At 71.6% G+C, this 12,115-nt stretch carries 10 protein-coding genes; 3 read left to right on the forward strand and 7 right to left on the reverse strand.

Going from position 1 to position 12,115, the window contains the following annotated elements:
• Positions 1-87 precede the first annotated feature (87 nt).
• Positions 88-3,141, forward strand: coding sequence for an alpha-mannosidase (locus tag ACIQ7D_RS01610; protein ID WP_403932258.1), 3,054 nt, complete (start codon positions 88-90; stop codon positions 3,139-3,141).
• 81 nt (positions 3,142-3,222) lie between these two features.
• On the opposite strand, the gene ACIQ7D_RS01615 is transcribed toward ACIQ7D_RS01610, so the two are convergent.
• The 3 genes from ACIQ7D_RS01615 to ACIQ7D_RS01625 all read right to left on the reverse strand — a co-directional run bounded on the left by ACIQ7D_RS01615 (position 3,223) and on the right by ACIQ7D_RS01625 (position 5,495).
• Positions 3,223-3,483 (reverse strand): hypothetical protein, encoded by a 261-nt coding sequence (locus ACIQ7D_RS01615; protein ID WP_403932261.1) that lies wholly within the window; start codon positions 3,481-3,483, stop codon positions 3,223-3,225.
• 133 nt (positions 3,484-3,616) lie between these two features.
• On the reverse strand, positions 3,617-4,513 hold the full coding sequence (locus tag ACIQ7D_RS01620) for an RNA polymerase sigma factor SigF (RefSeq protein ID WP_403932264.1): 897 nt from the start codon (positions 4,511-4,513) through the stop codon (positions 3,617-3,619).
• 61 nt (positions 4,514-4,574) lie between these two features.
• A complete protein-coding gene (locus ACIQ7D_RS01625) occupies positions 4,575-5,495 on the reverse strand; it encodes a helix-turn-helix domain-containing protein (RefSeq protein WP_403932267.1) in 921 nt (306 codons plus the stop codon).
• Positions 5,496-5,659: 164 nt separating this feature from the next.
• Between ACIQ7D_RS01625 and ACIQ7D_RS01630 the strand changes: the two genes are divergently transcribed.
• A complete protein-coding gene (locus tag ACIQ7D_RS01630; protein ID WP_403932270.1) occupies positions 5,660-5,965 on the forward strand; it encodes a 4a-hydroxytetrahydrobiopterin dehydratase in 306 nt (101 codons plus the stop codon).
• 30 nt (positions 5,966-5,995) lie between these two features.
• On the opposite strand, the gene ACIQ7D_RS01635 is transcribed toward ACIQ7D_RS01630, so the two are convergent.
• The 3 genes from ACIQ7D_RS01635 to ACIQ7D_RS01645 form a co-directional block, all read right to left on the reverse strand.
• Complete coding sequence (locus tag ACIQ7D_RS01635) at positions 5,996-6,823, reverse strand: aldo/keto reductase (RefSeq protein ID WP_403932273.1); 828 nt, start codon at positions 6,821-6,823, stop codon at positions 5,996-5,998.
• A gap of 106 nt (positions 6,824-6,929) precedes the next feature.
• Positions 6,930-8,753, reverse strand: a complete 1,824-nt coding sequence (locus ACIQ7D_RS01640; protein ID WP_403932275.1) for an AMP-dependent synthetase/ligase — start codon at positions 8,751-8,753, stop codon at positions 6,930-6,932.
• Positions 8,754-9,017: 264 nt separating this feature from the next.
• Positions 9,018-9,902, reverse strand: a complete 885-nt coding sequence (locus tag ACIQ7D_RS01645; protein ID WP_403932278.1) for a LysR substrate-binding domain-containing protein — start codon at positions 9,900-9,902, stop codon at positions 9,018-9,020.
• 135 nt (positions 9,903-10,037) lie between these two features.
• On the opposite strand from ACIQ7D_RS01645, the gene ACIQ7D_RS01650 reads away from it, so the two are divergent.
• A complete protein-coding gene (locus ACIQ7D_RS01650; protein ID WP_403932281.1) occupies positions 10,038-11,075 on the forward strand; it encodes a bile acid:sodium symporter family protein in 1,038 nt (345 codons plus the stop codon).
• Positions 11,076-11,256: 181 nt separating this feature from the next.
• Here ACIQ7D_RS01650 and fdhD read toward each other — a convergent pair whose 3' ends face one another.
• On the reverse strand, positions 11,257-12,096 hold the full coding sequence (gene fdhD / locus ACIQ7D_RS01655; protein WP_403932284.1) for a formate dehydrogenase accessory sulfurtransferase FdhD: 840 nt from the start codon (positions 12,094-12,096) through the stop codon (positions 11,257-11,259).
• Positions 12,097-12,115: the final 19 nt, after the last annotated feature.

Consider the following 12,115-nt stretch of genomic DNA (forward strand, 5'->3'; position numbering starts at 1 on the left):
TCCCGGCGACGCGGTCACACTGGACACCCGCGTACGTACGGCACTCACGGCACCCCACGCACCCGACGCACTTCAGGAGCACCCCTCATGCACGACGACCGCACCCTCGTCGAAGGCCGCCTCAAGCGCGTCCTCGACGAACGCATCAGGCCCGCCGTCCACCCCGAGTCGATCCCGCTCGATGTCGCCGTCCGGCACGCGCCGGGTGAGCCCGTCCCCGTGGCGGAGGGCATCGCCGGGCCCGGCGAGCCGGTCGCGGTCGGCGACCGTTGGGGCGCGCCCTGGGGCACGAGCTGGTTCCGGGTCTCCGGGACCGTCCCCGAGAAGTGGGCGGGCCGCACCGTCGAGGCCGTCCTCGACCTCGGCTTCGACGAGAACATGCCCGGATTCCAGTGCGAGGGCCTGGTCTACCGCCCCGACGGCACCCCGGTGAAGGGCCTCAACCCGCGCAACCAGTGGGTACGGATCGGCGCGCCCGTGGCCGGCGGCGAAGAGGTGCTGCTGCATGTCGAGGCCGCGTCCAACCCGGTGATCCTCGACTACCACCCCTTCCTGCCGACGCGACTCGGCGACAAGGAGACCGCGGGCGACGAACCCCAGTACACCCTCGCCCGGATGGACCTCGCCGTTTTCGACGAGACCGTCTGGCAGCTCGTCCAGGACCTGGAGGTGCTCGGCGAGCTGATGGCCGAGCTGCCCGTGGAGGGCGCCCGCCGCTGGGAGATCCTGCGCGCGATCAGCCGCGCGCTCGACGCGATCGACCTCCAGGACGTGAACGGCACGGCCGCCGCCGCCCGCGACCTGCTCGCCGGCGTGCTCACCACCCCGGCGCCGGCCACCTCCCACAAGATCAGCGCGGTCGGCCACGCCCACATCGACTCCGCCTGGCTGTGGCCGCTGCGCGAGACGGTCCGCAAGGTCGCCCGTACGACGGCCAACATGACCGCGCTGCTGGAGGACGAGCCCGAGTTCGTCTTCGCCATGTCCCAGGCCCAGCAGTTCGCCTGGATCAAGGAGCACCGCCCCGAGGTCTACGCCAAGGTCAAGAAGGCCGTCGCGGAGGGCCGGTTCGTGCCGGCCGGCGGCATGTGGGTCGAGTCCGACACCAACATGCCCGGCTCCGAGGCGATGGCCCGGCAGTTCGTGCACGGCAAGCGCTTCTTCCTCGACGAGTTCGGCATCGAGAACGACGAGGCGTGGCTCCCCGACACCTTCGGCTTCGCCGCCGGGCTGCCGCAGATCATCAAGGCCGCCGGATCCAAGTGGCTGCTCACACAGAAGATCTCGTGGTCCACGATCAACAAGTTCCCGCATCACACCTTCCGCTGGGAAGGCATCGACGGCACCCGGATCTTCACCCACTTCCCGCCCGTCGACACGTACAACTGCTCCATGACGGGCGAGCAGATCGCCCACGCCGCGAAGAACTTCAAGGAGAAGGGCGCCGCCCGCCACTCGCTGGCGCCCACCGGCTGGGGCGACGGAGGCGGCGGCACCACCCGCGAGATGATCGCCAAGGCCGCCAGGCTGCGCAGCCTCGAAGGCTCGGCGACGGTCGAGTGGGAGACCCCGGCCGCGTTCTTCGCCAAGGCCGAGGCCGAGTACCCGAATCCGCCCGTCTGGGTCGGCGAGCTGTACCTGGAGCTGCACCGGGCCACGCTCACCAGCCAGGCCAAGACCAAGCAGGGCAACCGGCGCAGCGAGCACCTGCTGCGGGAGGCCGAGCTGTGGGCCGCCACCGCCGCCCTCCGCACCGGCGCCGCCTACCCGTACGAACTGCTCGACCGGGTCTGGAAGACGGTGCTGCTCCACCAGTTCCACGACATCCTGCCCGGCTCGTCCATCGCCTGGGTGCACCGCGAGGCGGAGAAGACCTACGCGAAGGTCGCCGAGGAGCTGACCGGTGTCATCGACGCCGCGCAGCGCGCCCTCGCCGGTGACCCGGCCGGCGGGACGCCCCTGGTCTTCAACGCGGCGCCGCACACGCGCGGCGGGGTCGCGGCGGGCGCGGCGGGACCGGCCGGCGCTGTCGCGGGCGCGCAGCTCACGGAGCGCGAGAACGGCGGGTACGTGCTCAGCAACGGCCTGCTGGAGGTCGAGATCGACGGCCGCGGCCTGGTCGTCTCGGCGTACGACATCAGCGCGGAGCGGGAGACGATCGCCCCGGGCGAGGCCGCCAACCTGCTCCAGATCCACCCCGACTTCCCCAACCAGTGGGACGCGTGGGACGTGGACGAGTTCTACCGCAACACCGTCACCGATCTGACGGACCTCGACGAACTCACCGGGATCGGGGCCGGCGACGCCACGGGCGGCGCTGTCGGCGTACGCGTCGTGCGCTCGTTCGGCACCTCGAAGGTCACCCAGCTCCTGACCCTCGCGCCGGGCACCAAGCGGCTCGACATCGACACCGAGGTCGACTGGCACGAGACCGAGAAGTTCCTCAAGGCCGCCTTCCCGCTGGACGTCCACGCGGAGCGGTACGCCTCGGAGACCCAGTTCGGCCATGTGTACCGGGCCACCCACACCAACACGAGCTGGGAGGCCGCCAAGTTCGAGGCGTGCAACCACCGCTTCGTCCACCTCGACGAGCCGGGCTGGGGCGTCGCGCTGGTCAACGACTCGACGTACGGACACGACGTGACCCGTACGGTCCGCGCGTCCGACGCCGGTACGACCACCACCGTCCGGGTCTCCCTGCTGCGCGCGCCGCGCTTCCCCGACCCGGAGACCGACCAGGGCGTCCACCGCTTCCGGCACGCGCTGGCCCCGGGCGCGACGATCGGTGACGCCGTACGGGAGGGCTACCGCGTCAACCTGCCCGAGCGCCGTCTCACCGGATCGGGAGAGGTCGCCCCGCTGGTCACCGTCGACAACGACGCGGTCGTCGTCAGCGCGGTCAAGCTGGCCGACGACGCGAGCGGCGACCTCGTCGTACGGCTCTACGAGGCGACCGGCGGCCGGGCCAGGGCGCGTGTCGGGCTGGGCTTCGACGCCACCGGCCTCGCCGTCACCGACCTGCTGGAGCGCCCGCTGACCGACCCGGCGGGCGGTGCGGGCCGACCGGAGCTGACGGACGGCGCGGTCCTGCTGTCGCTGCGTCCGTTCGAACTGGTCACGCTGCGGCTGACGCGCGGCTGATCGGCGGCTGATCCGCGTACGGAGGAGCGGGCGGCGTACCCCCTGACCGGGGTCCGCCGCCCGCTCGTACCGGTCCGGCGCTCATCCGCGGCGTTCCGGGCCCGCGCCGCCGAGCGCCTGTGCGGAGACCAGGTCGAGGAACGACCGTTCGTTGCCCGCCAGGCCCGCCGCCGTGAGCGCCGCGTCCGCCTCCGCGATCGGGGCCGCGAGCAGCGGCGCGGCCTGCGGCGCCCGTACGGGATCGTCCAGGACCGCGCGGACGGCCGCCAGCAGCCGCAGATAGGCGCGGGCCGCGGAGCGCTCGCCCGGGGCGCCGGGGGTGCGGGACGTGGATGTGGCCATCGTGGCTTCCTCCCCATGAATCCGTGGATCCGCGGATCCCGGAACTCCGGGAAACCGCCGGACCCTCAAGTCTGATCCATGGGTCTGACAACCGGGTCCCGCCCGCCGCGCGCCCAGTGCCGGGAGGGGGGGACTACTCCTCCACGAGCATCCCGGCGCGCAGCCGGGTGATGATCCGGTTGAGCAGCCGCGACACATGCATCTGTGACACACCCAGCTCGGCGCCGATCTGAGACTGCGTCATCTCCTGGCCGAACCGCATCGTCACGATGCCGCGTTCCCGCTCGTCGAGCTGTTCCAGCAGCGGCGCCAGCGCGTGCAGGTTCTCGACCTTCTCCATCGCCGGGTCCGCCTCGCCCAGCACATCGGCGAAGGTCCGGCCGCCGCCGGTGGTGCCCTCCTCGCTCGTGGGCATGTCCAGCGAACCGGCCGTGTAGCCGTTGGTCGCGACCAGGCCCTCGATGACCTCTTCCTCGGTGATGCCGAGCAGTTCGGAGAGCTCCTTGACGGTCGGATCCCGGTCCAGGACGGTCGCCAGGTGCTCCTTGGCCTTGGCCAGCTCGACACGCAGCTCCTGAAGGCGGCGCGGAACATGGACGGCCCAGCTCGTGTCCCGGAAGAAACGCTTGATCTCACCGACGATGTAAGGCACCGCGAACGAGGTGAACTCGACCTCACGGGAGAGATCGAACCGGTCGATGGCCTTGATCAGACCGATCGTGCCGACCTGGAGGATGTCCTCCATGTCGCCCGCGCCCCGGTTGCGGAAGCGGCCCGCGGCGAACCGCACCAGCGACTGGTTCATCTCGATCAGCGTGTTACGGGCGTACTGATACTCGGCCGTGCCCTCCTCCAGGACCTGGAGCTGGTCGAAGAAGAGCTTCGACAGCGCTCGCGCGTCCCGGGGGGCGATCTTGGCGGGGTCCTCGATACGCGGCAGCTCACCGGCCGCCCCGGGTGCCACCGCTCCGGCCGCCAGGACGCCCGCCATCTGCTCCGCCTCGGCGGCATTCACAGTACTGGTCGTCATGACACTCACCCTCCAACACAGCGGACCGTACAAGTTCGCCTCCTGCCCCGGCCTTCCGGGCTCATTCCTCTTTCTGCCAAGAGATTTTGAAACGCCCACGGCACACCGGCGGCCCCCGGCCGTCATGACCCGTCGCCGGCGCCCTCATCGGGAGCGACGCCAGGTACGCCACCGTCTCCGGATCCGCCGGGACGAACGTCTCGATGGCCAGTTCGGCGACGGTCACATCCATCGGCGTGTTGAACGTGGAGATGGACGAGACGAAGGAGAGCGTCCGGCCGTCGTGCTCGATCAGCATCGGCAGCGCGAGGAGCGGTACGGCCGGCCCCACCCCGGCGGCCGGCTCCCCGCGCCCCTCCGGCGCCGGATACGCGGCCACCTCCTCGTACAGCTCCCGCAGCGCAGAAGAGCGGTTCAGCGCGAGCTGACGGCCCATCTGGTCCAGGAGGTGCCCGCGCCACTCGGGCAGATTGCGGATCCGGGCGGCCAGCCCCTCCGGGTGGAGGGTGAGCCGCATGGCGTTCAGCGGCGGGGTGAGCAGCTTCTCCGGTACCCCGTCCAGCAGCATCGCGATCCCCCGGTTCGCGGCCACCACCGTGTACGTCCCGTCCACCACCAGCGCCGGGTACGGCTCGTACCCCCGCAGCAGCCGCGTCAGCCCCTCGCGCAGCGCGTCCAGGGCCGGGTCGTCCAGCGCGGTCCGGGTGAAGCGGGGCGCGTACCCCGCCGCCAGCAGCAGGGCGTTGCGCTCCCGCACCGGCACGTCGAGATGGTCGGCGAGCCGCAGCACCATCTCCTCGCTCGGGCGGGCCCGGCCCGTCTCCACGAAGCTGATGTGGCGGGCGGAGGAGTCCGCGCGCAGCGCCAGTTCGAGCTGGCTGAGCCGCCGCCGGGTGCGCCAGCCGCGCAGCAGCGGGCCGATCGCGGTACCGGGGGAGGAGGGGGGCGTCGTACCGTCTGCTGTCCTCGCGCGCGCCGCCATACGAGGACCGTAGTACAGCCGGGACCGGCCGTTACGCCCAGGCCCGGAGGCGGGCCTGGGTACGGCGCACCGAGGCGCGGCACGGCGCACCGGTGACGCGGGGCACGGACCGTATTCTCGGCCATGTCGCCCCGTCCGTCCCCCCGCCCCCGAGGAGCCCCGGCATGGCCAACGAACCGCTGTCGCAGGACGAGACCGAGGACCGGCTGCGGGAACTGCCCGGCTGGAGCCTGGCGAACGGGCGCCTCACCCGGACGTACCGGCTCCCCTCGCACCGCGCCGCCGCCGCGCTGGTCGCCCATGTCGCGGCGGTCCAGGACGAGCTGAACCACCACTCCGATCTGACCCTGGGATACAACACGGTCGCCCTCGCCGTGCACACGCACGACGCGGGCGGCGCCGTCACCGCCAAGGACATCGAACTGGCGCACCGTGTCGCGGAGCTGGCCCCGGCGCACGGCGCCCGCTGACCGGTACGACGGGCCCCGGCGGGGCCGGGGTCAGCTGATCTCCGCCGGGTGGCCGCCGAGGCGCTTGCCCTCGTCCAGTGCCGCGAACGCCGCCAGGTCGTCGGCGTCCAGCTCGAAGCCGAACACGTCGATGTTCTCCTGGATCCGGGACGGCGTCACGGACTTGGGGATCACCACGTTCCCGAGCTGGAGGTGCCAGCGCAGCACGACCTGCGCCGGGGTCCGCTCGTGCTTGCGTGCGATCGCCACCACCGTCGGGACGTCCAGCAGCCCCTTGCCCTGGCCCAGCGGCGACCACGCCTCGGTGACGATGGACCGCTCCGCGTGGAACGCGCGGGACTCGGTCTGCTGGAGCTGCGGGTGCAGCTCGATCTGGTTGACCGCGGGGACCACGGAGGTCTCGCCGGTCAGCCGCTCCAGGTGCTCGGGAAGGAAGTTCGAGACACCGATGGCCCTGGCGCGCCCGTCGGCGAGGATCTTCTCGAACGCCTTGTACGTGTCGACGTACTTGTCGGCGGCCGGGGTCGGCCAGTGGATCAGATACAGGTCGACGTGGTCGAGGCCGAGCTTGCCGAGGGACACGTCGAACGCGCGCAGCGTCGTGTCGTAGCCCTGCTCGGCGTTCCACAGCTTCGTGGTGACGAAGAGGTCCTCACGGGCGATGCCCGCGGTGGCCAGGGCCTTGCCCGTGCCCTCCTCGTTGCCGTAGATGGCGGCGGTGTCGATGCTGCGGTAGCCCGCCTCCAGAGCGGTCGTCACGGCCGGCGTCGCCTCGTCGTCCGGCACCTGCCAGACGCCGAAGCCGAGCTGGGGCATCTCGATGCCGTTGTTGAGAGTGAGGGTGGGGACCTTGCTCACGGGCGGTCGATCCTAACGTCGTCGATTCACTGCTCGGTCTTCCAACGATCTCAGAGCCGGACGGATTCCCGTCTCCCGGGATCACCGGTCCGTTGAGAACAGGGCTTCAACGGTAGAGCGCCGCGACCTCCACCGCGTAGGCGGCCTCGATCGCCTTCCGCTTGAGCTTCAGCGACGGCGTCAGCAACCCCTCCGCCTCGCTGAAGGGATGCGCCAGGATCCGGAACGTACGGATCGACTCGGCCTGCGAGACCGCCGTGTTCGCGGCCACCACGGCACGCCGGATCTCCGACTCCAGGTCCGGGTCCCGTACCAGCTCGGCGGCCTTGAGCGGCGGCTTGCGCCGGATGGCGAGCCAGTGGTCGACGGCCTCCTGGTCCACGGTCACCAGCGCGGCGACGTACGGCCGGTCGTTGCCGACCACGATGCACTGCGCGATCAGCGGATGCTCCCGTACCCGCTCCTCCAGCACCACCGGCGAGACGCTCTTGCCGCCGGAGGTGACCAGGATCTCCTTCTTCCGTCCGGTGATGGTCAGATAGCCGTCCTCGTCCAGCGACCCCAGGTCCCCGGTGGCCAGCCACCCCTCGTGGAGAACACCGTCGGTGGACTTGGGGTCGTTGAGGTAGCCCGCGAAGACATGGCCGCCGCGCAGCCAGACCTCGCCGTCGTCCGCGATATGGACGGAGGTGCCGGGGATCGGCTGCCCGACCGTCCCGTACCGGGTGCGCTCGGGCGGATTGGCGGTGGCCGCCGCGCACGACTCCGTCAGCCCGTACCCCTCGTAGACGCGGACGCCCGCGCCCGCGAAGAACAGCCCGAGCCGCCGGTCCATCGCGGAACCGCCCGACATGGCGTGCCGGACGCGCCCGCCCATCGCCTCGCGTATGCGCCCGTACACCGCCCGGTCGAAGAACTGGTGCTGCATCCGCAGTCCGGCGGAGGGCCCGGGCCCGAGGCCGAAGGCCCGCTGCTCCAGCGCCTCCGCGTACCGCACCGCCACCTCGACGGCCTTGTCGAAGGCGCCGGCCCGGTCCTCGGTCTCCGCCCTGCGCCGCGCCGCGTGGTAGACCTTCTCGAAGATGTACGGGACGGCCAGGATGAACGTCGGCCGGAACGCGGCCAGATCGGGCAGCAGCGCGCTCGCCTGGAGCGCCGGCTGATGACCGAGCTTGACCCGGCCGCGGACCGCCGCGATCTCGATCATCCGGCCGAAGACGTGCGAGAGCGGCAGGAAGAGCAGCGTCGACGCCTCGGCGTCCGACCGGGTGCGGAAGACCGGCTCCCAGCGGGCCAGGACGGTGTCCGCCTCGAACATGAGGTTCGCGTGGGTGATCACACACCCCTTGGGGCGGCCGGTGGTGCCCGACGTGTAGATCACCGTGGCCACCGAGTCCGGGGTGACGGCGGTACGGTGCCGGTGCACCACCTCGTCGTCGATCTCCGCGCCCGCCGCGTACAACTCCTCGACCGCGCCCGCGTCGAGCTGCCAGAGCCGTCCGAGCAGGGGCAGCCGGCCGATGACCGACCCGACGGTCATCGCGTGGTCCTCGTCCTCGACCACGCACGCCGAGACCTCGGAGTCGTGCATCATCCAGTAGATCTGCTCGGCGGAGGACGTGGGATACACCGGTACGGGCTGGGCGCCGACCGACCAGAGCGCGAAGTCGAAGAGCGTCCACTCGTAGCGGGTACGGGACATGATCGCGACCCGGTCCCCGAACCGCACCCCCTGGGCCAGCAGCCCTCTCGCCAGCGCCAGCACCTCGTCACGGAAGACCGCCGAGGTCACGTCGTACCAGCGGCCCTCCGCGTCCTTGCGGCCGAGCGCGACCCGGTCGGGGTCGTCCAGGGCATGGTCGAACACGGCGTCCGCGAGCCCACCGACGTGGGGCGCGGCCGTCAGAGGGGGGACGGTGAACTCGCGCAATGACCTGGCTCCTTGGTGGCGCTCCGCACAGCGCGGTGACGGTACCCCACCGCCGGAGCCGGGGGCAGTCGGCGCGCGCAACCGGTACCACTGGCCATCGCCGCAGGTCAGAGCGGGGCAGCGGCCCCGGCTCGCCGAGTAGCGGCCCCGTTCCGACTCTGGAGTAAGCAGACAACGCGGGAATCTCCACCGAATCCGTACGCCGTGCTCACCGGCGCTCTACCGCAGCGCGATTCCTGGTACGTACCTGTACGTATCCGGGGGTCAGCCGTCGGCGGGCGGCCGGTGCAGCCGGTCGCCGCCCGCCAGGATCGCCGCGGCCAGTGCGTCGGCCGCCTCCCGCGTCGCCGCGTTCCCCCGCCGCCGGTCCCCGTCCAGCAGGACGAACTCGACCCCGCCCAGTTCGGGCAGGTCCGCCCGGGCCGGGACCTGCGTCAGCCCGGGCGGGATCAGCCCGCGCGTGTGGGCCATCACGCCGAGCCCCGCCCGGGCCGCCGCTATGAGCCCGCTCAGACTGGCGCTGGTACACGCGACACGCCACCGCCTGCCGTGCGCCTCCAGCACCTCCAGCGCCCGGGCGCGGGTGATGCCGGGCGGCGGGAAGACGATCAGCGGCACCGGACGGTCGGGGTCCAGCCGCAGCCGCGGCGCCCCGATCCACACCAGCGTGGACCGCCAGACGGGCCGGCCGTGGGTGTCGCCCGGGCGCCGCTTCGCCAGCACCAGATCGAGCCCGCCGGCCGCGAGCTGTTGGTGCAGGGTGCCCGAGAGCCCGACCGTCAGCTCCAGATCGACCTCGGGGTGGTCGCGCCGGAAGGACTCCAGGATCTCCGGCAGCCGGGTGAGGACGAAGTCCTCCGACGCGCCGAACCGCAGCCGCCCGCGCAGCCGGGTCCCGGTGAAGAAGGCCGACGCCCGGTCGTGCGCCGCGAGGATCGTCCCGGCGAAGCCGAGCATGGCCTCGCCGTCCTCCGTCAGCTCCACGCTGTGGGTGTCCCGGGTGAACAGTGGCCGGCCCGTGGCGTCCTCCAGCCGCCGGACATGCTGGCTCACCGTGGACTGGCGCACCCCGAGCCGCCGGGCGGCCTGGGTGAAGCTGAGCGTCTGCGCGACGGCGAGGAAGGTACGGAGCTGTCCGGGGTCGTACATCCCTCCACGGTACGGGATCATCGCGAAACGTGATGACAGTCAGAGCGGCGTACGGGATTCCCGATCGGCTCCGGAGCGAGCACCATGGGGAGGCACGATCTGTACCGACCCGCGAGACCGCCAGTAGTGGAGCACATGAACCGCCGCACCGCCCCGGGCATCCTGTCCCGGCTGCCCGTCGACCCGTATGTCCTGGCCCTTCTCGCGACCGTCGGTCTCGCCGCGCTCCTCCCGGTCTCCGGCACCGCGGCGCGCTTCGCGGGCGGCGCCTCGACCGGCGCGGTGGGGCTGCTGTTCTTCCTCTACGGAGCCCGGCTCTCCACCCGTGAGGTGGTCGACGGGCTACGGCACTGGCGCCTCCATGTGACCGTCCTCGCCTGTACGTTCGTCCTCTTCCCGCTGCTGGGACTGGCTGCGCGCGGTCTGGTGCCGTTCGTCCTCACCCCGCAGCTCTACAGCGGGCTGCTCTTCCTCAGCCTGGTGCCGTCGACGGTCCAGTCGTCCATCGCCTTCACCTCCATCGCCCGCGGCAACGTCCCCGCCGCGATCTGCGCGGGCTCCTTCTCCAGCCTCGTCGGCATCGTGATCACCCCGCTGCTGGCGGCGCTGCTGATCGGCGGCGGTACGACCGGCTTCTCCGCGGACTCCCTCTTCAAGATCGTCGCCCAGCTTCTGCTGCCGTTCCTGGCCGGACAGCTCCTGCGCCGCTGGGTGACCGGCTTCCTCACCCGCCACAAGAAGGTGCTGGGCCTGGTCGACCGGGGTTCGGTGCTGCTGGTCGTCTACACGGCGTTCAGCGAGGGCATGGTGACAGGCATCTGGCACCAGGTGACCCCGGCCCGCCTCGGGGCGCTGCTGGCCGTGGAGGCGGTGCTGCTCGCGGCGATGCTGACGGCGAGCTGGTACGGGGCGAAGCGGCTCGGCTTCGTACGGGAGGACCGCGTGGCGATCCAGTTCGCCGGCTCGAAGAAGAGCCTGGCGGCCGGCCTGCCGATGGCGACCGTCCTGTTCGGGGCGCACGCGAGCCTGGCGGTGCTGCCGCTGATGCTCTTCCACCAGATGCAGCTCATGGTCTGCGCGGTCCTGGCCAGGCGCCGCGCGGGCGACCCGGAACCCGCCCCCTCGACCAAGGCCCCGGCCCCGGAAGAGACCGTATCGGCAGCGACACGCTGACCCCGGGGCTCGCGATTCAGCGGTGCCGGAGTCTTCGGCCCGCTCCTCCGCCTGGCCGACTTGCGGCGCCCCGGAGGCGAACCGAGCCCAAAAAAGAAAGGGTTCCCGGCCGACGCAGGGGGCGCTCCCCGCCGGCCGGGTCCCTTCCCGTGCCGCGGGGAGGGTCGCATCCCGGCGGGATTCATACGCCGGTGTGCAGTGCGATCCGTTCGTCTCCCGCGTACACGTTCATGGAGGGGCCGCGGAGGAATCCGACGAGGGTCAGTCCTGTTTCGGCGGCCAGGTCGACGGCGAGCGACGACGGCGCGGAGACCGCCGCCAATACGGGGATGCCCGCCATCACGGCTTTCTGCGCGAGTTCGAAGGAGGCGCGTCCGGAGACCAGGAGGATGGCTCGGGAGAGCGGCAGGAGGTCTTGGCGCAGGGCGCGGCCGACGAGTTTGTCGACGGCGTTGTGGCGGCCGACGTCCTCGCGGATGTCGAGGAGTTCGCCTTCCTCGGTGAACAGGGCCGCGGCGTGGAGTCCTCCGGTCCGGTCGAAGACGGCCTGTGCCGCCCGTAGCCGGTCGGGGAGGCCGGAGAGGAGGGCGGGTTCGATCCGGACGGGGGGTGTGTCGGAGATGGGGAAGCGGGCCGTGGTCCGTACGGCGTCGAGGCTGGCTTTGCCGCAGAGTCCGCAGGACGAGGTGGTGTAGACGTTGCGTTCCAGGGTGATGTCGGGGACGGGGACGCCGGGGGCGAGCTGTACGTCGACGACGTTGTAGGTGTTGGTGCCGTCGTCCTTCGCTCCGGCGCAGTAGACGATGGAGCGGACGTCGGAGGCGGCGGCGAGGACGCCTTCGCTGACGAGGAAGCCGGCGGCGAGTGCGAAGTCGTCGCCGGGGGTGCGCATGGTGATGGCGAGTGGTTTGCCGTTGAGGCGGATTTCCAGCGGTTCCTCGGCGACCAGGGTGTCGGGGCGGGTGGTGATGATCCCGTCCCGGATCCGGATGGTGCGGCGGCGCTCGGTGACCCGTCCCATGGTGATCAGTCCTACTCGT

It is taken from the genome of Streptomyces sp. NPDC096310, assembly GCF_044763125.1.
Lineage (GTDB): Bacteria > Actinomycetota > Actinomycetes > Streptomycetales > Streptomycetaceae > Streptomyces.